We start from the raw sequence: 19,928 nt of genomic DNA on the forward strand, positions 1-19,928 counted from the left end.
TCTCCCTCGCGTCGGTTCACCACTGGATGAGCGCGGATTCGATCGTCGAGCCCGGCCCCATGGTCATCAGCACGCCGTAGTCGCCGTCGCGGACCACGCCCTCCTGCAGGAGCCGGTCGTAGGAGAAGAGGAACGAGCCGCTGGAGACGTTGCCGAAGTCCCGCAGCACGGTGATGGTGTGGCGCAGGTCGTGGCGGGTCAGCCCCAGGTTGACGGCGACCGCGTCGATGACCTTCTTACCGCCGGAGTGCACCAGCCAGTGCGCCACGTCGTCGCGGCGCAGCGGGGTGTCGGCCAGCAGCCGGTCGATGACGCCCTCCACGTGCGCGCCGACCAGGTACGGGATCTGCGGGTCCAGGAAGAAACTGAAGCGGTCCTGGTCGCGGTCCCAGTCGTAGCGCATCGCGTCGATCGCGTCGACGATCGTGACGCTCGCCGTCCTCAGGATCCGCGGACCCTCCGGGCGGCGGCCGGAGCCCTCCTCCTCGGCCCCCGCGCCGTCCGGCGGGTCGGACATCACCGCCACCGCCGCCGCGCCGTCGCCGAAGAGGCTGTTGACCACGGCCGTCCGCATCGTGGAGTCCATCGTGTACGCGGCCGAGCAGGCCTCCGAGCAGACCATCACGGCCAGCCGGCCCGGATGCGCCGCCGCCCAGTTGCCCACCACGGCCAGCGCGTTGAGCCCCGCGTTGCAGCCCATGCCGACGATGTCGGCCCGCGCCGTGTGCCAGTCCATGCCGAGTTCGCGGATCATCAGCGCGCTCAGGCCCGGGGTGAGGAAACCGGTCGAGGTCACGCAGCACAGGTACGCCACCTCCGACAGGTCGGCCCCGATCCGCTTGAGGCACACGGACAGCGCGTCCGAGCCCATGCTCACGGCCCACGCCTTGTGCTTGTCCAGCAGGTCCCCCTGGGACTCCCGCAGCCTGGTGCCGTCGGGCCCCGCCGGGGGCAGCACCAGCGAACGCTGCCGGATGGAACCCAGCAGGAAGACGGAGCGCACCTTGCGGTCGGTGATCCCGAACAGGTCGAGCAGCTCCTCCTGCGAATAGTGCTCGGGTGGCACCGCGGTGCCCACGCTCAGGATGCGCGGGGCCGTGGTGACCAGTGCTCGGTCCAGGGCCGCGGTCATGATGCGTCACTCTCCGTTCCGGTGCCGGGCACGCCGCCGCTGTTCCCGCCGCCGCGCGTCCCCCTGCCGTGCGTCCCCCTGCCACGCGTCTCGCCGCTGAGCGCCTCCACAAACCGCGCGAGCCGCTCGACACCCTCCGTCACCTGCCCGGGCGTCAGATAGCTGATCGAGAGCCGGATGTCCTGCTCGCCCCCGCCGTACGGATGGAAGAACTCCATCGGCGTCCAGATCACCCCGAACTCGCGGGCCGAACGCTCCAGCGCCTCGGTGCCGGTACGGAAACCGGTGCGCAGCGTCAGGAAGAATCCGCCCTCCGGACGGTTCCACCCCACCCCCAGCTCCCGGCGCCGCCCCTCCGGCAGCCACCGCTCCAACTGCGCGAGCGTCGCGGCCATGCTGCGGCGGTAGTGCTCGGCGGCCCGGGCGTTCAGCACGGAGAGCCGGCCGTCCACACCCAGCAGCGCACCCGCCGCGACCGCCTGGCTGAGCGAGGACGTGTTCACCGTGACCATGCTCTTCACCTTCGCCAGGTCCCGCGCCAGCGGCCGCACGCCCCCGCGCCCGTCCCGCACCTCCTGGTCGGCCACGACGTAGCCGATCCGCGCGCCGGGGAACAGCGTCTTGGAGAAGGTGCCGAGCTGCACGACGCACCCCGACCCGTCCAGCGCCTTGAGCATCGGACACCGCGGCCCCGGACCGCTCAACCGGTAGGGACTGTCCTCCAGGACCAGCAGCCCCCGGCGCTCGGCCAGCTCCAGCAGCGCCCTACGCGTCGCCAGGTCCAGCGTGGACCCGGTCGGATTGGCGTGGTCCGGCACCACGTACACGGCCCGTGGCCGCCGGCCCGCCGCGCGCTGCGCCCGCACCGCCGCCTCCACGTCGGCCACCACCAGCCGCCCGTCACGCTCCGGCACCGCCACCACCGGGATGTCCAGCAGCCGCGCGGCCCCGATGATCCCGACATAGCAGGGAGTCACGAGCAGCAGCACGTCCTCCGGCGTCGCGAACAGCACCCGCAGCGCCAGGAACATCGCCTCCTGCGCACCGACCGTCACCACGATCGACTCGGGCGCGACCTCCAGCCCCTCGTCCTGCCGCAGCGAGTACGCGATCAGCTCCCGGATCCGCCCCGCGGCCGGCCCGTACTGGTAGAAGGCGCCGCGCACTTCGGCCGGCCCCGCGCCCCGGCTCTCCAGGTACTTCGCGTACCGGCGCAGGTGGGCGTGGATCTCCTCGACCTCGAAGAAGCCGTCATAGGGGCGCCCCGGCGCGAAGGACACCGCGTCCGGGTAGCTGAACGTGATCTCGTTCAGGAAGTTCATCCGGTCGAGAACCGGGTCCTCGATGCTCGAGTGCAGTGTGGTCGAATCGAGCACCATGGTGCCCGCCTTTCCGTGGACGAGCCGCGGTGGGGCAGTCCGTCGGGACGCGGATGCCAGGGCTCGCGTGAAGGACGCGCGGCAGAGCGGCGATGCCACGGCGTCCCGCCGGCGGTTCGCCGGTGGCGTCCTCCCGCGTTCGAACATCGGCCGTTTTCGACGTCAAGCTCATGGCGGCCCCTCGGACCGGCCCACGGCTCCAGTCCCCGGCGGCGTCACCGCGGGCGCACCATCGGCGGTACGGGTGCGGCGGCACGCGAAAAGGCCCGTCGAAGGCACCGCCGCCGAGTGCGACGCGAGGATGTGACGCGGGGGTGCGGAGCATCCCAGCACGCCCTGTCGCCGCTTCGCACCGGCCACGGATATCAAACGGATACCTGGAGCACAGGGCCCTGTCTGCTGTTTGTCCTCGTTCCAGTACGCGCCTTCGTCAAGAGACTGTCAAGTGCCGAGGGTTTCCGTCCCGTCACGGTCTGCTACCACCGGCTCGGGGGCTGCGTCGAGCCGTCGGGTGCGACGGCGGCGGCGCCCGGTCCGGTGGCGTTCGGCGGCGGCATCACCGCGCCGTCCGCCGCGCCGCCCCCGCACCGCCTCCCGCACCGCCTCCCGCACCGTCCGCCGCCCCCTGTCCGGTCGCTGTCCGTCACCCTGACGTGGTCTCAACCACTGGAGAAAAAGCCCAGCTTGGCGCCGGACCGCCCCTGCGGGCTTGACGGAACTTGCCAACCGGGCGCCTCACACGCACCAGCCATTGACCCGGGCATGACGCCGTGTGAGGGTTCGGGCACCCGAGCGCGGACGGCCCGCCGCGGCCGTCCCCCGACACGGCCCCGCGGTGCGCCACCAGCCCTGCCGTCCGCGGACGGGGACCCCCACATGCGAGGAGCCTCGATGCAACGCAGGATTTCCGCAGGCAGGTTGCTGACCACGGCGACCACCCTGACCGTGCTGGCCGGCATGATCGCCGCCGCCGCGGGCCCGGCCACCGCCGCGCCCACCCCCTCCCCGACACCGGCACCCAGCGCCCTGGCCGCCGCCGTCAACGCCGCCGACGCCGCCGTCACGGCCGGCCTGGACGCCCTGGCCAAGGGCGCCGACGAGACGTACGAGCGCAAGGCCGTCACGCCCTGGGTCGGCGGCCTCTACTCGGTGGCCTACGAGCGCAGCTACCGCGGGCTGCCCGTGGTCGGCGGCGACGCGGTCGTCCTCGCCGACTCCCAGGGCAAGGTCCGCGCCCTCCAGTCCGCCACCACCGGCCCCCTCGGCGCCTCCACCACGGCGCGGATCAGCGCCGTCCAGGCGGAGAGGACCGCGCGCACCAAGCTGGCCTCCGTGGACTCGGTCGAGTCGCACCGCCTGGTCGTGCGGGTCAAGGACGGCAGCAGCCGCCTGTCCTGGGAGACCGTCCTGGCCGGCCACAAGGGCGCCGCCCCCAGCCGCCTGCACGTGTTCGTCGACGCCACCGACGGCGAGGTCGTGGACAGCTACGACGACGTCCACGCGGGCACCCTGAACAGCGAGTGGAACGGGCCCTCACCGACGATCAGTACCACCAACTCCGGTGGCTCGTACTCGCTGCGCGACCCGAACCGTCCGGGCCTGTCGTGTTCCGACTACAGCACCGGGCAGGTGTTCTCGAAGTCGAGCGACTCCTGGGGCACCGGCAGCGCCTCCGGCAAGGAGACCGGCTGCGGGGACGCGATGTTCGCGGCCCAGAAGGAATGGGACATGCTCCGCGACTGGCTGGGTCGCAACGGCCACAACGGCAACGGCGGCAGCTGGCCGGTCAAGGTCGGGCTCAGCGACGTCAACGCCTACTGGGACGGCAGCACGATATCCATCGGCCACAGCCAGGCCAACAAGTGGATCGCCTCGATCGACGTGGTGGGCCACGAGTTCGGGCACGGCCTCGACCAGTACACCCCCGGCGGCGCCAACAACGAGTCCGGCCTGGGCGAGGCCACCGGCGACATCATGGGCGCCCTGACCGAGGCCTACGCCAACGAGCCCGCCCCGTACGACTCCCCGGACTACACCGTCGGCGAGATGATCAACCTGGTCGGCAACGGCCCGATCCGCAACATGTACAACCCGTCGCTGGTGAGCAACAACCCCAACTGCTACTCGGCGTCGATCCCGCAGACCGAGGAGCACGCGGCGGCCGGCCCGCTGAACCACTGGTTCTACCTGCTCGCCGAGGGCTCCAACCCCGGCGGCGGCAAGCCCACCAGCCCCACCTGCAACAACTCCTCCGTCACCGGCATCGGCATCAAGGACGCCGGCCGGGTCTTCTACGGCGGCATGCTGCTGAAGACCAGCGGCATGACCTACAAGCGCTACCGCACCGCCACCCTGACCGCCGCCAAGAGCCTCGACGCGACCTGCACCTTCTTCAACCGAGCCAAGGCCGCCTGGGACGCCGTCAGCGTCCCCGCCCAGAGCGGCGACCCCACCTGCACCAACAACGGCGGCAACGACTTCTCGCTCAACCTCGGCCCGGCCTCCGGCTCCGTCCAGCCCGGCGCCTCCACCACGGCCACGGTCGGCACCGCCGTCACCTCCGGCACCGCCCAGACCGTCGCCCTCACCGCCTCCGGCCTGCCGTCCGGCGTCACCGCGAGCTTCAACCCCTCCTCCGTGCAGGCCGGTTCCTCCGCCACCCTGACCCTGACCGCCTCCTCCAGCGCGGCGAACGGGACCTACCAGATCACCGTCACCGGCACCGCCGGCGCCACCACCCACACCGCCCAGTACAGCCTCACCGTCGGAAGCGGCACCCCCAACCCCGGCGGCACCTGGTCCGCCGGCACCACCTACCAGGCCGGCGACGTCGTGACCTACAACGGCGTCAGCTACCGCTGCCTCCAGGGCCACACCGCCCAGGTCGGCTGGGAGCCGCCGAACGTCCCGGCGCTCTGGCAGGCCGTGTGACCGGCCCGCACTGACGCCCACCGAACCGCTGCGCCGCGGCCCGTCGAGGGGGACGGACCGCGGCGCAGCCGCGCGCGCCGACGCGGCGGGGGGCGGCCCGCCGGCCGGGCCGCCCCCCGCGGCGGGTGCGGTGCAGACGGCTCCCCGGCCTACCGCCCGAGCGCGGCCTGCGCGATGACGGCCCGCAGGCGGGACTGGACGGCCTCGGCGGCCTCCCGGGTGACCGGATCCTCGCTCTCCAGCTGCGGGGCGATCAGCTCGGCGGCGGCCACCAGGAGCGGCAGCGGCACCTCCACCGTGCGCAGATGGAGGAGCTGGGAGGCCGCCCGCTCGCCGGGCGTGGCCGGTGCGGGGGCGACGGGGATCAGGGCGGTGAGGCCCCGGGGGAGCGGCTGAGTGTTGGTCACCCGGCCCATTCTCCCGTGCGGACCCGGGGGCGGCCTACGGCCGGTGGCGCTCCCGGCGGACCGCGTTCACCGGGGCCCCGGGACGGGCACCCGCCGCCCGGGACCGGCGTCCGACGGCTCCCCGCCCGCGGGTGGTCCCGGGCGGGTGGCGAAGACCCAGCGGTTGGCCGCCAGGGCGTCGTCCGGCTCCGGCCTCGGGCCGCGGCCGTGGACGGCGGTGAAGTCGTACGGGCTGCGCACGGTCACCGTCCAGCCCCGGCGGGCTAGTCGGGCGGCGGAGTCGGGGCGGGGGTCGGTGTCGAAGAGGGCGCGCAGGTCGATGCCGAGGCGCCGGCGGGCCGCGACGTACACGGGGGAGTTCCGGACCGCCGCCGGCTCGCCGGCCACGTCCTTGAGTTCGTAGGCGAGGGTGCTGCCGGGCGCGCTGAGCCGGTGCACGGTGGCCATCAGGCGCCGTTCGGCCTCGGCGGGGAGGTAGAGCAGCAGCCCTTCGGCGAGCCACGCGGTCGGCGCCGCCGGGTCGAAGCCGTCCGCCAGCAGCGGCCGGGCCCAGTCCTCGCGCAGGTCGGCGGCCAGCGGGCGGCGCTCGGCGGCGGGAGCCGCGCCGGCCGCGTCGAGGACCGCCCGTTTGAAGGCCAGCACCCGCTCGGTGTCGATCTCGTGGAGGACGCAGCCGGGCGGCCAGTCGAGCCGGTAGGCCCGGGAGTCCAGGCCCGCGCCCAGCAGGACGACCTGGCGGGTGCCGGCCCGTGCGGCGGCCAGCAGGTGGTCGTCCAGGACGCGGGTGCGCAGCCCGAAGTAGCGCCCGAGGCGGCCCCACAGCGGGTCGGCCTCTCCGCCGGGGACCCGGTCGGGGTGCAGGGGCCAGTGCGCCGAGGCGGGGGAGGCGCGGACGAAGTGCTCGGCGAGCGGGTCGCGGGCCAGGGCGTCGGGGCGGTGGGTCTCGATGGCGCGGGCGGCCGCCACCAGCAGGGCGGTACGGCCCACCCCGGAGGCGACGCCGCCGCCCGCGGCCGCGGCGGCGGCCGGCCCGGTCACGGCGTGCACGGCTCCTCCTCGTCGGCGGGCGCCGTCCAGGCCGCGGGGTCGTCGCCGGTGGTGGTGCGGGCGCCGTACAGGACGCGCATGAACCGCAGGACGTCGTCGTAGGGCAGGTGCAGGGAGGTGGTGCAGTCCGTCAGGACGGTGATGTGGAAGCCCTTCTGGAAGGCGGTGCGGGCGGTGGAGTCCACGCAGACGTCGGCGTAGAGCCCGGCGAACACGAGGTGCCCGGTGCCGCTCGCGCGCAGGTGCTCCTCCAGGCCTTCGCCCGGGGGCCGGTCGGGGCCCGGGCCGGGATTCCCGCCGAGGAAGGCGTCGAAGCGGGCCCGTTTGGTGAAGACCCGTTCGCCCGGGGCCGGGACCACCCCGTGGAACCCCGCCCCCCAGGTGCCCTCCAGGCACTTCGGCTCCTTGCCCAGCCGCCGGTCCCGCGCGCGCCAGGCCGCGCCCTGGTGGACGGGGTCGCCGAGGAAGCGGACGAACACCACCTCCACGCCCGCGTGCCGGGCCCGCTCCACCGCCCGGACGCTGTGGGCGACCACGGCCTCCAGGACGGCGCCGTCGCCGCCGAAGCGGGCCCCGGCCACCCGCCCGGCACAGAAGTCGTTCTGCAGGTCCACCACCACCAGGGCCGTTCCGGTCGGGCCGGTCACAGCTCGCCCACCAGGGCCGCGGCACCCGTGGCGGCGGCGCCGGGCAGGTCGAGGAGCTCGACCAGCGCGTCGACCACGGCGGTGGTGGAGTGCCGGCCGCCGAGGTCCGGGGTGTGCACGCCCTTGTCGTCCAGGGCGGTGAGGGCGGCCTCGACCGCCCGGACGGCCCCGGGGACCCCGGCGTGCCGCTCGGCGACGAGGGCGGCGGCGCGGACCGTGGCCACCGGGTTGACCAGGTCGCGCCCGGCCAGGTCGTCGGCGGAGCCGTGCACGGTCTGGTACTCGACCAGCCCGGCCGCGCCGGGGTCGAGGCAGACGTTCTCCGTGCAGCGGTTCTCCTGCCGCTCGGAGCCGAAGCGGTCCAGCAGGACCACGTGCATGATGTCCGCCCACTCGTTCCCGGCGATCAGCAGCGTGCGCCGCGGCAGGCCGTGGGTGATCAGGTTGCGGTTGACGGTGTCGGGCTGGAACACCTCGATCCGTACGCCCAGCCGCTCGGCGATCTGGTCGACCCAGGCGTCGAACGCGCCGTCCAGGAGGTGGAACTTGTAGGCCATGACGATGCGGTCGATCCGCCCGTCGGGCCATTCGCGCCGGGCCCGCTCCAGGGCGTGGCGCACGACGGCCTCGGTGGTCTCGCGGCTGAAGGCCAGGGTGCGGGTGACCTCTCCCGAGGTGTGCAGGTTCTCCCCCGTGTAGAAGCCCTGGGCCTGGTCGCGGACGAGCAGCAGGGACGTTTCTGCGGCCCGTAACAGGTCCACCTTGACGGCGCGCAGGCGGCGGCGCACCAGGTACAGGGACTGGGCGTTGATCGCGGTGCGGAAGACCGCCGTGGTGCCGTCGGCGGCCAGGTCGCGGCAGAACCGCTCGTAGTGCTCCGCGTCCCGCCCGGTCAGCTCCTGGATGTCGGCGGGGCCGCCCTGCGAGCGCAGCGAGACGTAGGAGTGGTAGAGGCGCGGGGAGCGGACGATCCGCACCCCCGTCGGGTGGGCGGCGGTGAGCACCCCCAGGACGCGCTCGAAGACGGCGGCGAGCTCCGGGCCGGTGCCCCGGCCCACCGCCAGCCCCACCGCGGGCCGCCCGGGGGCGGGCGCCGCCCCCGAGCCGGCGCCCTGGTGGACGACCGGGCTCACCGGGCCGCGCCGGGGACCAGGCGGTCGCCGGGGATCCCGGCCTTCTCGGGGCGGTAGTAGTCGCGGATGCCCTCCGCCCAGACGGCGACCGGAACGCGGTCGCCGTCCACCGGGCCGAACGCGTCGAACAGCGCCGTGATGTTCCGGTCGTCGAAGCCGATCGCGGTCATCAGGGCGAGGAAGTCCGGGCGGGTGACCAGGCCGTCGCCGTCCGGGTCGCCCAGCGTGGACAGCGCCCGGGCGAACTCGTCGATGGTGGCGTCGAAACGCTGCGGGTCGAGCACCACGGCGGTGAACTCCTCGGGGCTGATCCGCCCGTCGCCGTCGGCGTCCAGCTCGGTCACCAGCGTGTGCCAGTAGTGCCGCAGGGCGTCGAGCAGCCGGTTCTTGGCGTCCTCGCCGGCCCCGGGGAGCGCCGCGACGACGCGGCTGCCCATCAGGTCGAAGTCGGCGGGCTCCAGGACACCGTTCCCGTCGGCGTCGAACAGTGAGAACACGAGCCCGACACGGTCGGCGGCTGCGGCAGTGGGCATGGCGGTACACCTCTGGTTTCCCGGACGTAGGGACGCCGGGCCCGCGCCTCGGCGACCGCTCCACTATCCGGCCCCGCCCCGGCCGGCGGCGCGCGAAGCGCGGCCGGACCACCCGATCGGGGGCAATGCGCCCCGCCACGCATGACGCGGTGGTCCGCTGGACAGGTAGTCAGACTGGCCTGCGAGCCGCACCCGGGCCGCACCCGGGCCGCCGAGGGCGAGGGCGCACCCGTCACGCACCCGCCGAGCACCCGGTGCCGGACCGGGCCGGCCCGCTCCAACTGCCGTACGATTCCGCCGAATCACCGGAAACCGGCCCCGACCGCCCCGCCGGGCGCCGCGCCGTCCAGCCGACGGGAACGCGCGTTCCCGCCCGCCGTGTCACGGAACTGGACAGCGGTGCGGGAGTCGTCCAGTCTTCACCACCATGACGTTCCCCCAGCACTCTCCTGCTGCCACACGCACAGCGCTTCTCGAGGCCGTCACCGCCGTCGGCGACGAGGCCGTCGCCCTGCTCGCCGACTGCCGCGGCGACACCCGCATTCCCAACGCCACGTGGACGGTCGCCGAGGCGGCCGCCCACCTGGCGATGGCCAACGAACTGATGGCCGCGCTCGCCGCCGGAGAGGAGCGGCCGTACGGGGACGGCACCCCGGGCGCGCTGGCCGCGGCGAACGAGGTCTCGCTGGCCGCGCGGCCCGAGCGCGACCCGGCCGTGCTCGCCGAGCAAATAGCCCGGCAGGCAGGGGAGTTCGCGGCCGCGGCCGGCCCGCTCACGGGTGCCGAGCCGATGCTGACCCCGCTCGGCCCGATGGACCTGGACACCCTCGGCGCCTACCTGCTGACCCACATGCTCGCCCACCTCTACGACGTCGCCGTCGCACTCGGCCGGCCGCACCCGATCGACCGGCAGCGCGTCGGGCTGACCATGCCGTTCCTGCGGACGGCCATGCCGCTGGTGGCGGACGCCCGCACCGCGGCCGGCCACAGCGCCTGCTACCGGCTGCGGCTGCGCGGCGCGGGCGGATTCGCGGTGACCTTCACCGACGGCGCCGTCGCGGTCAGCCAGGAGCCGCCGCGCCGCCCCGACTGCACCATCCTCATCGAGCCGGTGGCGTTCTTCCTCCTCGCCCTGGGCCGCTGTTCCACCGCCGGCGCCATCGCCCGCGGCAAGGTGCTCGCCTGGGGCCGGCGCCCCTGGCTGGCCCCGGCCTTCCCCGGACTGTTCACCGCCCCCTGAACCCGCCCGCCGGACCCGCCCGCCGCCTCATCCGGGCGGGGAGGCCTCCTCGGCCTCGCGGCACGCCGCACAGGTGTTCCAGCGGGGCCGGCCGGGATCGGGGGAGCGGCGCGGGGCGAGGGTCATGTCGGCGGTGCTCAGACCGCACAGCGTCAGGGGGCCGCAGGTGCCGGAGGCCTCCGCGGGGGCGCAGTGCGCCAGCCGCACCGGATTTCCGGGGTCCGCCGGCCCGCGGTCGGGGCCGAGGATCCGCACATTGGTCGGCGTATCGGGTTCGAGCACGATGACGGTGTCCATCTCCACAACGTCGCCGCCCGCCCGGCCCGCTGCACGCGCACCGTGGCATCCGGCCCAGCCGGCGCCCACCCCCGCCGCCCCCGGTGCCCCCGCCGCCCCCGGCGACGGGGGAGCCCGGCCGGGCCCCCTACCATCACGTGCATGCTGGCGCTGCTCCACACCTCGTCCGTCCACGTCCCGGTCTTCGACGCGCTGCGCGACCGCGAGCGCCCCGGCCTGCCGCTGCGGCACGTCGTCTCCGAGGGGCTGCTGGCCAGGGCCCGGACCGAGGGGCCCGACGCCGTCGCGGGGGACATCGACCGGATCCTCGCCCCGGCGCTCGCCGCCGGGGCCGCGGCGGTGCTGTGCACCTGTTCGACGATCGGCGGAGTCGCGGAGTCCCGGGCCGCGGCGCTGGGAGTGCCCGTGCTACGCGTCGACCGTCCGATGGCGGCCGCCGCCGTGGCCGTCGCCCCCGGCGGGGGCCGGGCCGCGACACGCATCGCCGTGATCGCCGCACTGGCCGGCACCGTGGGCCCGACCGTGGCCCTCGTCGACGAGGAGGCCGCTCGATCGGGCCGGCCGGTCACGGTGACGACCACGGTGGTCGACGGCGCCTGGGAGCGGTTCGAGAGCGGTGACCGCGCCGGCTACCTGGCCGCGGTCGCCGCCGCCGTCGAGGCCGTGGACGGCACGGCCGACGCGGACGTCATCGTCCTCGCCCAGGCGTCCATGGCGGACGCCGCGCACCGGGTCACGACCGCCGTACCGGTCCTGTCCAGCCCGGCCCCGGGACTGCGCGCCGCCGCCGGCGCCGTGGCGCGCCCCGCGGACGAGACCGGGTAGGCGGCCCGGCGGCGGATGCGTATCCGTACTCAGGCGGCGCTGTCGGTGCCGGATGAGACTGTGCGGGCACGTCGGGACGCCAGGGCCCGGCACGACGGAGGGGGAGAGCCATGAGGCGCGCGAGTTTCGCCTGGACGACGGCGACGGCGACGGCGGCGGCCGTGGCGGCGGCGATCGCGGTGACGGCGGTCCCGGCGGCGGCCGGGCAGGCCGGGCAGGGCGGGGAGCCCGGGCAGGGAGTGCCGGGGCCGGGCGAGATCCTGCCGTACCCGGGGCAGGAGGGGCTGATCTGGATCCCGGACTGGATCGGTGACGGCGGGGCGGTCACCGGCGGCGCCTACACCTCCGGCCCGCCGGTCACCGTCACGGTCGGCTGCCAGGGCGGCAGCGAGGGCGCGGGCGAGGTGCAGGTCACCTTCACGCCGTACTCCGGGGACACCACCCCGGTGCAGTTCACCGTGCCCTGTCCGGCGGAGGCCGTCGGCAGGGGCTCGGCGGTGGTGACGGCCGAGCAGGGCCGGTCCTTCCACGTCGGGGTGCGGACGTCGGCCCCCGACGTGCACTGGGGGCTGACGGTCACCCAGCCGGACGCCTGACCGAACCGGGGCGGGGCCGGATTCCCGTGACGACCTGAATCCGGCCCCGCCCCGGCCGGCCCGACCCGCCCGGACCCCCGCGCGCCATCGTGGCGGCCGCCCCGCGACCGCTATACACACCGTGTATACATGGTGTGTATAGTCCTTGATCATGTCACTCGGACAGATGCTCCTCGGCTTCCTGGAAGCCGAGCCCCGCCACGGATACGACATCAAACGCCTCTACGACGAGCACTTCGGCCGCGACCGCGCCCTGCACTACGGGCAGGTGTACGCGACGCTCTCCCGGCTGCTGAAGAACGGCCTGGTCGTCGTGGAGGGCGTGGAGGCCGGCAGCGGCCCGGACCGCAAGCGGTACGCGATCACCGACGCCGGAGTCACCGACCTCGCCGACTGGCTCGCCCAACCGGAGGACCCGCAGCCGTACCTGCAGAGCACCCTCTACCACAAGGTCGTGCTCGCCATCCTGACCGGGCGCAGCGCCACCGACGTCCTGGACACCCAGCGGGCCGAACACCTGCGCACCATGCGCGAACTGACCCGCCGCAAACTCACCGGCGACCTCGCCGACGAGCTGATCTGCGACCACGCGCTGTTCCACCTGGAAGCCGACCTGCGCTGGCTGGAACTGACCGCCGCCCGCCTCGACGACCTCACCGCCCGCCTGACGGAGACCCCGCGTTGACCACCGCCCGACCCCTGCTCAGCGCCCAGGACCTGCACAAGTCCTTCGGCCTCACCCCGGCCCTCGACGGCGCCTCGCTCACCGTCGCCGCCGGCGAACTCGTCGCCGTCATGGGCCCGTCCGGCTCGGGGAAGTCCACCCTGCTGCACTGCCTCGCCGGCATCACCCGCCCCGACCGCGGCACCATCGACTACCAGGGCCGCGACCTCACCGCCTGCACCGACGCCGAACTGAGCGCCCTGCGCCGCACCGAGTTCGGCTTCCTGTTCCAGTTCGGCCAACTCGTCCCGGAACTCTCCTGCCTGGAGAACGTCGCGCTGCCGCTGCGCCTGAACGGCATGCGCCGCAAGGCCGCCGAAGCCCGGGCCGGCGAATGGCTGGAACGGCTGGAGGTGGCCGACCTCGCCGCCAAGCGCCCCGGCGAGGTCTCCGGCGGCCAGGGCCAGCGGGTGGGGGCCGCCCGCGCCCTGATCACCGGCCCCAAGGCGGTGTTCGCGGACGAGCCGACCGGCGCCCTCGACACCCTCAACGGCGAACGCGTCATGAAACTGCTGACCCTCGCCGCGCGGGAGACCGGCGCGGCCGTCGTCCTGGTCACCCACGAGACCCGGGTCGCCGCCTACGCGGACCGCGAGGTCGTCGTCCGCGACGGCCGCACCCGCGACCTGGCCGCCGCCCGGTGAGCGCCGCCGACCCGAAGGTCCGCCGACTCCTCCCGGACCAGCTCGCCCTCGGCGCCCGACTGGCCGTCACCAGCGGACGGGACGGCTGGGGCCGACTGCTGCTCACCGCCTGCGGCGTCGGACTGGGGGTGGCCCTGCTGCTGTTCACCGCCTCCTTCCCCGGCATCGTGCACCACCGCGACCAGCGCCTGTACACCCAGAACGACACCTTCCACGACGAGGACCTGCCCACCCCCGGCGACCGGACGGTCCTCATCGCCGCCGCCGACACCACCTTCCACGGCACGCCCGTCCGCGGCCGGATCGTCCAGCCCGAGGGCCCGGACGCGGCGCTGCCGCCCGGGCTGACCGCCTACCCGAAGCCCGGCGAGATGGCCGTCTCCCCGGCCCTGGCCGACCTGCTCGAGGACCCCGCCAACGGGCTGCTGCGCGAACGCCTGCCCTACCCCGTGGCCGGCACCATCGGCCCGGCCGGGCTGCTCGGCCCCGGCCAGGCCGGCTTCGTGCTCGGCGGCGACCACCTCTCGGTGGACACCGGCGCCCTGCGGATCACCGAGTTCGGCCACTTCTCGCCGCCCAAGCCCATGGACCCGAGGCTGGTCCTGCTCAACGCCGTGGGCCTGACGGTGATGCTGGCCCCGGTCGGCGTCTTCCTCGCCGCCGCCGCGCGCTTCGGCGGCGAACGGCGCGACCGCCGGCTCGCCGCGCTGCGGCTCGGCGGCGCGGACCGCCGGATGACCGCCCGGATCGCCGCCGGCGAGTCCCTGGTCGGCGCCGTGCTGGGCCTGGCCGTGGGAACGGCGCTCTTCCTGACCGGCCGCCAGGCGATCGGACGGATCCGGCTCGCCGGATTCAGCTTCTACCCCGAGGACGTCGCACCGCAGCCCGCCGTCGCCGCCGCGATCGCCGTGGTCGTGCCGCTCCTGGGCATCGGCGTCACCCTGCTCGCGATGCGCCGGGCGAGCGTCGACCCGCTCGGCGTGGTCCGCCGCTCCGGCCCCGCCCGGCGCCGGATCGGCTGGCGGCTGATGCTGCCGCTGGCCGGCCTGGCCCTGACGGTGTTCGCCCTCGCGCTCTCCGGCACGCCGGACGGCCCGGGCGGCTCGCTCCCCGTGGCGTTCGGCGTGATGCTGACGCTGATCGGCGTCTGCACCCTGCTGCCCTGGCTGGTGGAGGCCGTCACCCGACGGGCCGGCGGCGGCAGCCTGTCCTGGCAACTGGCCACCCGCCGCCTCCAGTTGGGCTCCGGACCGGCCGCCGCGGCGGTCAGCGGCGTCGTGGTGGCGATCGCCGGGGCGATCGCCCTGCAGACGCTCTTCCTCGGCATCGGCGCCCAGTACGAGGGCATCCCCCGGCACCTGCCCGCCACCGGGCCGTACCAGCAGTCGGTGACCTTCCCGGGCGGCGCTCCCACCGCCGACGGCATCGCCGAGCGCCTGGCGCGCGGCACCGGGGTCGAGGCCACCGCGGCGTACACCGAGTTCTCCCTGGAGAGCGAGACCGCCAAGCCCTGGCAGCTGCCCTCGGTCCGGATCGCCTCCTGCGCGGTGCTGCGCGGCTTCGCGACCCTGCCCGACTGCAAGGACGGCGACGCCTTCGCGGTCCAGGGCCAGGCCGGGCGGCCGGGCGCCGAACCGGTCCGGCCCGGGACGACCGTCCACGCGGCCGACTTCCGGGGCACGGGCGAGCCGGTCTCCTTCCCGCTGCCCGCCGTCACCGCCACCGTCCCGCCCGTCGAGGGCGCGGACCCCAACGGGCGGATCGGAGCCGGCCTGCTGCTGCTCACCCCCGCCGCCGTGCCCGCCGACGCGCTGCGCGGGCAGCCGGCGACCGTGCTGGTGTCGCTCACCGACGCCCTGGCGGACCCGAAGGAGCAGCTGACCACCGCCGTGATGGCGATCGACCCGCAGGCCCGCACCGAGTTCCCGCTCGACCGCACCCTCGACTCCACCTACCTCGCCGTCAAGCGCCTGCTGACGGCGGGATCGGCGATCACCCTCGTGCTGGTCTCCCTCAGCCTGCTGGTCGGCCAGCTGGAACGCTTCCGGGAGCAGCGCCGCGTGCTCGGCGTCCTCAACGCCGTCGGCACCCGCCGGCGCGTCCTGGGCCTGTCGGTGCTGTGGCAGACGCTCATCCCGATGGCCCTGGGCCTGGTACTGGCGGCCGTCGGCGGCCTGCTGACGGGGGCGGTGCTGCAGTACTCGGCGGGCGTCCCGCTGAGCGTGGACTGGGGCTCGATGCTGGCCATGTCGGCGATCGCGGCCGGCGCGGTCCTGCTCACCACCGTCCTCGGACTGCCGCAGCTCCTGCGGCTGATGCGCCCGGACGCCCTGCGGTACGAGTAGCCCCGCCCACCGCACCGGCCCGTCGCGGCGCCGCCCGGATCCCGGACGGCGCCGCGACGCACGGAAAGCGTGGAACGGACGACGCGCACGAGCCGCGATCCCCGGTCACCGGGGTGCGGCCCGTCACCGGCCCTGCCCGGTCCCGGTGGCGAGTGCGATCACGGGGTGGACGGTGCCGTCCCCGGCGTCGAGCCCCGGGAACGAGACGGCGGCCTGCGCGCTGCGGGGGAACATCGCCCGCTCGTACGCGGTGAGCGCCGCCTCGACGTCCTCGGGGTGCGCGGCGAGCGCCGCGCCGAGCTCGGCGCCGTCGAGCATGGCCAGGTTGGCGCCCTCGCCGTTCGGGGCGGCGAGGTGGGCGGCGTCGACCAGGAGCGTCTCGACGACGGACCTGCCGATGTACTCGGGCCTGGCACCGGAGAGCAGCGGCCGCACGCGCGACCAGGCGCCGTCGGCGCCGACCAGCAGGTCCGTCTCGACGGTGGCGCCGTCGGAGAAGGCCACCACGTGCCGGCCGCCGCCCAGGGCGCGGACCGCGGTGGCCTTCCGCCCCCACCGGACGGTGCCGGCGGGCAGGGAGTCCAGCAGGATCCGCCGCAGGTCGCCGCGCCGCACCTCGGGGCGTCCGCCCGTGCCGTCGTCGGCCTGGTCGAACAGGACGGTCCCCTGGGGGTCCAGCACCCGCATCGCCTCGCGGCCCGCCAGCACGACGGCGTGGAACTCCTCCATCAAGTCGGCCGCGCGCAGGGCGAGTTGCCCGGTGTCGTCGTGGATGTCGAGCAGCCCGCCCTGGGTGCGGGCCGACGGCGAGGGCTCGGCCTCGTGGACCGTCACCGGGATGCCGTGCAGGTGCAGGACCCGGGCCAGCGTGAGACCGCCGAGCCCGGCGCCGATGATCGTGACGGGTGTGCGCATGGGTGGCTCCTTCGGGATCGGGCCGCCGGATCGACTCCGGCCGGCCTTCCTCCCGGACACTGTCAGGCGCCGCCGTCGCGCCACCGTCATCCGGCGGTCGTCCCGCCCCGGGCCACCGGCAGACCACCCGTAGGCGGCTGTCGGACCACCGACACCCCAGGTCACCCCGGGGCCGGATCCCGCGCCGTCCCCCGCCCCGGGGCGGGGGACGGCTGTCGGGTGCGGTCAGCCGCCGACGGCCGATCCGTCCGCGACGGGCCGCCAGGGGGAGAGGTCGACGGCGCCCTGGACGTATCCCGCCCGGTCCCAACTGCCGTTCGCGTGACGGATGGTGTGGTAGAGCGTGCCGCTGTTGGAGCAGGTCTCGAAGACCAGCTGCAGCTCGTTGTTCACACTCGCGCCGTCCACGCCGCACACGCCGAGGGTGCGGTCGAGGATCTGCTGGCCGATGGGCCCCCAGCCGGCCCAGTTCCCGTCGGAGGTGCGGATGGTGTGGTAGACGGCGGTCTGGCTGTTGTTCACCACGGCGACCTGCAGGGCCCCGTTGACGCCCGCCGCGACCACGTCGTGCGGCCAGCCCCAGGGGGAGGGGGTGCCGGCCGCACCCGAAGCCATGACGTTGCCCCAGCCGGACCAGCTGCCGTCCGCGTGGCGGATGGTGTGGAACACGCCGCCGTCGTTCCACATGGTGACCACGATGTGCAGTTCGCCGTTCACCTCGGCCGTCGCCATGCTGAAGAACTTGTCCGAGCCGAGCCCCGCGGGGGCGTTGACCACTCCCCAGGGCTGCCAGCTCCCGTCCGGGGCCTCGACGGTGTGGACGAGCCGGCCCGAGGGGTCGATCGCCGCCAGCTGGACCCGGCCGCCCACCACCGCCGCGCCGGTCCGGCCCAGCTGGAAGTACTGGTCGGAGAGGGGCAGTTCGGCCAGGCCCGTCATCGGGGTCGGCTCGGACCAGCTGCCGTCGGGCTGCTGGGCGGACTGGACGAACTGCATGCTCATCGGGCCGGATCCCCGGAGCCCGAACAGCCGCAGCCGCCCGGAGTCGACGACGGTCGTCCAGTACCGGAGGCCGCCGAACTGCGGGACCTCCCGGGCGGCGTCCCAGGTCCCGTCCGGTGCCCGGCGGGTCTGGACGACCTTCCACGGATCGGCGCGCAGCATCAGGTTCAGCCCGGCCGTCGGGGCGTCGCTCCCGGCCGACCGGGGCTCGGCCCCGGCCGGAGCGGCCGTCACCACGGTGGCGAGCGCCACCGACGCGGCCAGCATCGAAGCGGCGCGCATCCGGCGCCGGCGGGTGGTCTTCAGCACGTCAGCATCCCCCTGTTTCACATGGCCCCGGTCGGGCCGGGTGCAGTCATACCAGAGCCCGAAGATCGCTGGGAAGCGGGTATCCGCCCTGGCCAGGGGAGGGCGGGGCCGGTCGGCCCGCATCCGCCCGGGCTCCCCGCCGGAGGTCCGGCCCCGTCGCCCGGCCGTTCGTGCGGGAACGTCAGGGCCGGCGGCGGGCACGTTCGGTGATGTTGCGGGCCATGCCCGCGAACACCACGGTGTGGAACGGTGCGACGGCCCACCAGTACGCGTGTCCGGCCAGGCCGTGCGGGTGGAACAGCGCCCGCTGGCGGTAGCGCGTCCCGTGGCCGCCGTCCGGTGCGACGGAGAGTTCGAGCCAGGCCAGCCCGGGCAGGCGCATCTCGGCGCGCAGGCGCAGCAGCCGACCGGGTTCGATCTCCTCGACCCGCCAGAAGTCGAGGGAGTCCCCGACCCGCAGCCGGGCCGGGTCGCGGCGGCCCCGGCGCAGGCCGACGCCGCCGACCAGGCGGTCGAGCCATCCGCGCAGGGCCCAGGCGGGCGGAAAGGAGTACCAGCCGTTGTCGCCGCCGATGCCTTCGATCACCTGCCAGACGGCGGCGGGTGACGCGGTCACGGTGCGTTCCCGGACGTCCTGGTAGAGGCTGCCGCCGGCCCAGTCGGGGTCGGTGGGCAACGGGTCGCTGGGAACCCCGGGCAGCGAGGCGGAGGACCAGCGGGTGGCGACGTCGGCGTCCTTGATCCGGCGCAGGGCGAGCGTGACGGCCCGGTCGAAGCCGGTCAGGCCGGTCGGCGGGTCGGGCACCCACCGGGCGATGTCGTGCTCGCCGCAGACGACCTCGTGGCGCAGGGACTCCACGAGGGGGCGGGCGATGGAGTTCGGCACCGGAGTCACCAGGCCGACCCAGAGGCCGGACAGGCGGGGGGTGAGGACCGGAACGGGCACGATGAGGCGCCGGCGCAGGCCGGCGACGCGGGCGTAGCGCCGCATCATCTGTTCGTAGGTGAGGACGTCGGGGCCGCCGATGTCGAAGGTGCGGTTCAGCCCGGGCGGCAGGTGGGCGGCGCCCACCAGGTAGCGCAGCACGTCCCGGACGGCGATCGGCTGGATCCGGGTGGACACCCAGCGCGGGGTGACCATCACGGGCAGGCGTTCGGTGAGGTGGCGGAGCATCTCGAAGGAGGCGCTGCCGGAGCCGATGATCACGGCGGCGCGCAGCTCCGCCGTCGGGACACCACCGGCGCGCAGGACGCGGCCGACCTCGGCGCGGGAGCGCAGGTGGGGGGAGAGGTCCGCTTCGGGCACCGCGGCGGGGACGAGGCCGCCGAGGTAGACGATCCGGGTGACGCCGGCGGCCGCGGCGGCGGCCGCGAAGGCGCGGGCGGCCTCGCGGTCGGTCGCCTCGAACGAGGGGCCGGTGCCGAGCGAGTGGACGAGGTAGTAGGCGACGTCGATGTCGTCGAAGGCCCCGGCGAGGGTGGCCGGGCGGGTGACGTCACCGGTGGCGGTCTCCACCCGGGCCCGCCAGGGCTGGTCGCGCAGCCGCCCGGGATCCCGGACCAGGCAGCGCACGGTGTGCCCGCGGGCGAGCAGTTCGGGGACGAGCCGGCCGCCGATGTAGCCGGTCGCACCGGTCACCAGGCACCGCGGCGGGCCGGGGCGCAGCGCGTCCATGGCGACACCTCCTCCGCAGGCCGCGCTCGCGGGCTTCCGCCGGGCGGTCGAAACGACGCAACCAGCATCGCGCAGGTTCCCCGCGACCGGCGCGACGAGCCGGGTGGGCACCCCGGCCGGTCCCCGCAGGGCGCCGACCACCACCGG

The 19,928-nt window shown here is 75.0% G+C and carries 17 protein-coding genes and 2 pseudogenes; 8 read left to right on the forward strand and 11 right to left on the reverse strand.

Annotated features, from left to right (window positions below):
• Positions 1-16: 16 nt before the first annotated feature.
• Together dpgA and ACFWP2_RS11510 are read right to left on the reverse strand one after the other, a co-directional pair.
• Positions 17-1,132 carry a 3,5-dihydroxyphenylacetyl-CoA synthase DpgA gene (gene dpgA / locus ACFWP2_RS11505; protein WP_380450151.1) on the reverse strand — a complete coding sequence of 372 codons (1,116 nt, stop codon included), beginning with the start codon at positions 1,130-1,132 and terminating at the stop codon, positions 17-19.
• Complete coding sequence (locus ACFWP2_RS11510) at positions 1,129-2,511, reverse strand: PLP-dependent aminotransferase family protein (protein ID WP_380450152.1); 1,383 nt, start codon at positions 2,509-2,511, stop codon at positions 1,129-1,131. The genes dpgA and ACFWP2_RS11510 overlap by 4 nt, the downstream gene beginning before the upstream one ends.
• A gap of 891 nt (positions 2,512-3,402) precedes the next feature.
• Between ACFWP2_RS11510 and ACFWP2_RS11515 the strand changes: the two are divergent.
• Both ACFWP2_RS11515 and ACFWP2_RS11520 read left to right on the forward strand, forming a co-directional pair.
• Positions 3,403-5,304: pseudogene (locus tag ACFWP2_RS11515) on the forward strand (M4 family metallopeptidase); the annotation flags it as partial.
• A 12-nt stretch (positions 5,305-5,316) separates the two neighbouring features.
• A pseudogene (locus ACFWP2_RS11520) lies at positions 5,317-5,442 on the forward strand (carbohydrate-binding protein); the annotation flags it as partial.
• Between the two features lie 149 nt (positions 5,443-5,591).
• Here the strand turns inward: ACFWP2_RS11520 and ACFWP2_RS11525 are convergent.
• From ACFWP2_RS11525 to ACFWP2_RS11545, 5 genes are all read right to left on the reverse strand, one after another.
• Positions 5,592-5,849, reverse strand: coding sequence for a hypothetical protein (locus ACFWP2_RS11525; protein WP_380450153.1), 258 nt, complete (start codon positions 5,847-5,849; stop codon positions 5,592-5,594).
• Positions 5,850-5,915: 66 nt separating this feature from the next.
• A complete protein-coding gene (locus ACFWP2_RS11530; RefSeq protein ID WP_380450154.1) occupies positions 5,916-6,896 on the reverse strand; it encodes an SAM-dependent methyltransferase in 981 nt (326 codons plus the stop codon).
• Positions 6,884-7,543, reverse strand: a complete 660-nt coding sequence (locus tag ACFWP2_RS11535) for a cysteine hydrolase family protein (RefSeq protein WP_380450155.1) — start codon at positions 7,541-7,543, stop codon at positions 6,884-6,886. Before ACFWP2_RS11535 ends, ACFWP2_RS11530 begins: the two co-directional genes overlap by 13 nt.
• Positions 7,540-8,676 (reverse strand): isocitrate/isopropylmalate family dehydrogenase, encoded by a 1,137-nt coding sequence (locus ACFWP2_RS11540; protein WP_380450156.1) that lies wholly within the window; start codon positions 8,674-8,676, stop codon positions 7,540-7,542. The genes ACFWP2_RS11535 and ACFWP2_RS11540 overlap by 4 nt, the downstream gene beginning before the upstream one ends.
• Positions 8,673-9,209: an EF-hand domain-containing protein gene (locus ACFWP2_RS11545; RefSeq protein WP_380450157.1), complete on the reverse strand. Its 537-nt coding sequence runs from the start codon at positions 9,207-9,209 to the stop codon at positions 8,673-8,675. The genes ACFWP2_RS11540 and ACFWP2_RS11545 overlap by 4 nt, the downstream gene beginning before the upstream one ends.
• 427 nt (positions 9,210-9,636) lie before the next feature.
• Between ACFWP2_RS11545 and ACFWP2_RS11550 the strand changes: the two genes are divergently transcribed.
• A complete protein-coding gene (locus ACFWP2_RS11550; protein ID WP_380450158.1) occupies positions 9,637-10,449 on the forward strand; it encodes a maleylpyruvate isomerase family mycothiol-dependent enzyme in 813 nt (270 codons plus the stop codon).
• Positions 10,450-10,476: 27 nt separating this feature from the next.
• On the opposite strand, the gene ACFWP2_RS11555 is transcribed toward ACFWP2_RS11550, so the two are convergent.
• On the reverse strand, positions 10,477-10,746 hold the full coding sequence (locus tag ACFWP2_RS11555) for a hypothetical protein (RefSeq protein ID WP_380450159.1): 270 nt from the start codon (positions 10,744-10,746) through the stop codon (positions 10,477-10,479).
• Positions 10,747-10,887: 141 nt separating this feature from the next.
• Between ACFWP2_RS11555 and ACFWP2_RS11560 the strand changes: the two genes are divergently transcribed.
• From ACFWP2_RS11560 to ACFWP2_RS11580, 5 genes are all read left to right on the forward strand, one after another.
• The gene (locus ACFWP2_RS11560) at positions 10,888-11,571 is read left to right on the forward strand and encodes an aspartate/glutamate racemase family protein (RefSeq protein WP_380450160.1); all 684 of its coding nucleotides are present in this window, start codon (positions 10,888-10,890) and stop codon (positions 11,569-11,571) included.
• Positions 11,572-11,681: 110 nt separating this feature from the next.
• Positions 11,682-12,167: a hypothetical protein gene (locus tag ACFWP2_RS11565; RefSeq protein ID WP_380450161.1), complete on the forward strand. Its 486-nt coding sequence runs from the start codon at positions 11,682-11,684 to the stop codon at positions 12,165-12,167.
• 151 nt (positions 12,168-12,318) lie between these two features.
• Positions 12,319-12,852: a PadR family transcriptional regulator gene (locus tag ACFWP2_RS11570; protein ID WP_380450162.1), complete on the forward strand. Its 534-nt coding sequence runs from the start codon at positions 12,319-12,321 to the stop codon at positions 12,850-12,852.
• Positions 12,849-13,535, forward strand: a complete 687-nt coding sequence (locus tag ACFWP2_RS11575) for an ABC transporter ATP-binding protein (RefSeq protein ID WP_380450163.1) — start codon at positions 12,849-12,851, stop codon at positions 13,533-13,535. Before ACFWP2_RS11570 ends, ACFWP2_RS11575 begins: the two co-directional genes overlap by 4 nt.
• Complete coding sequence (locus ACFWP2_RS11580; protein ID WP_380450164.1) at positions 13,532-15,880, forward strand: FtsX-like permease family protein; 2,349 nt, start codon at positions 13,532-13,534, stop codon at positions 15,878-15,880. The genes ACFWP2_RS11575 and ACFWP2_RS11580 overlap by 4 nt, the downstream gene beginning before the upstream one ends.
• Positions 15,881-16,003: 123 nt before the next feature.
• Here ACFWP2_RS11580 and ACFWP2_RS11585 read toward each other — a convergent pair whose 3' ends face one another.
• The 3 genes from ACFWP2_RS11585 to ACFWP2_RS11595 all read right to left on the reverse strand — a co-directional run bounded on the left by ACFWP2_RS11585 (position 16,004) and on the right by ACFWP2_RS11595 (position 19,781).
• Complete coding sequence (locus ACFWP2_RS11585) at positions 16,004-16,795, reverse strand: FAD-dependent oxidoreductase (RefSeq protein WP_380450165.1); 792 nt, start codon at positions 16,793-16,795, stop codon at positions 16,004-16,006.
• A gap of 225 nt (positions 16,796-17,020) precedes the next feature.
• On the reverse strand, positions 17,021-18,106 hold the full coding sequence (locus ACFWP2_RS11590; protein WP_380450166.1) for a hypothetical protein: 1,086 nt from the start codon (positions 18,104-18,106) through the stop codon (positions 17,021-17,023).
• A gap of 181 nt (positions 18,107-18,287) precedes the next feature.
• Positions 18,288-19,781: an SDR family oxidoreductase gene (locus ACFWP2_RS11595; RefSeq protein WP_380450167.1), complete on the reverse strand. Its 1,494-nt coding sequence runs from the start codon at positions 19,779-19,781 to the stop codon at positions 18,288-18,290.
• Positions 19,782-19,928 lie beyond the last annotated feature (147 nt).

Origin of the sequence: Kitasatospora sp. NPDC058444, assembly GCF_042721415.1 — a bacterium.
GTDB lineage: Bacteria > Actinomycetota > Actinomycetes > Streptomycetales > Streptomycetaceae > Kitasatospora.

Bases quoted from the DNA above. Each gene is read 5' to 3' on its own strand.
- dpgA (WP_380450151.1), bottom strand. From the start codon at position 1,132: ATGACCGCGGCCCTGGACCGAGCACTGGTCACCACGGCCCCGCGCATC.
- ACFWP2_RS11510 (WP_380450152.1), bottom strand. From the start codon at position 2,511: ATGGTGCTCGATTCGACCACACTGCACTCGAGCATCGAGGACCCGGTT.
- ACFWP2_RS11545 (WP_380450157.1), bottom strand. From the start codon at position 9,209: ATGCCCACTGCCGCAGCCGCCGACCGTGTCGGGCTCGTGTTCTCACTG.
- ACFWP2_RS11550 (WP_380450158.1), top strand. From the start codon at position 9,637: ATGACGTTCCCCCAGCACTCTCCTGCTGCCACACGCACAGCGCTTCTC.
- ACFWP2_RS11555 (WP_380450159.1), bottom strand. From the start codon at position 10,746: ATGGACACCGTCATCGTGCTCGAACCCGATACGCCGACCAATGTGCGG.
- ACFWP2_RS11560 (WP_380450160.1), top strand. From the start codon at position 10,888: ATGCTGGCGCTGCTCCACACCTCGTCCGTCCACGTCCCGGTCTTCGAC.
- ACFWP2_RS11565 (WP_380450161.1), top strand. From the start codon at position 11,682: ATGAGGCGCGCGAGTTTCGCCTGGACGACGGCGACGGCGACGGCGGCG.
- ACFWP2_RS11570 (WP_380450162.1), top strand. From the start codon at position 12,319: ATGTCACTCGGACAGATGCTCCTCGGCTTCCTGGAAGCCGAGCCCCGC.
- ACFWP2_RS11585 (WP_380450165.1), bottom strand. From the start codon at position 16,795: ATGCGCACACCCGTCACGATCATCGGCGCCGGGCTCGGCGGTCTCACG.
- ACFWP2_RS11595 (WP_380450167.1), bottom strand. From the start codon at position 19,781: ATGGACGCGCTGCGCCCCGGCCCGCCGCGGTGCCTGGTGACCGGTGCG.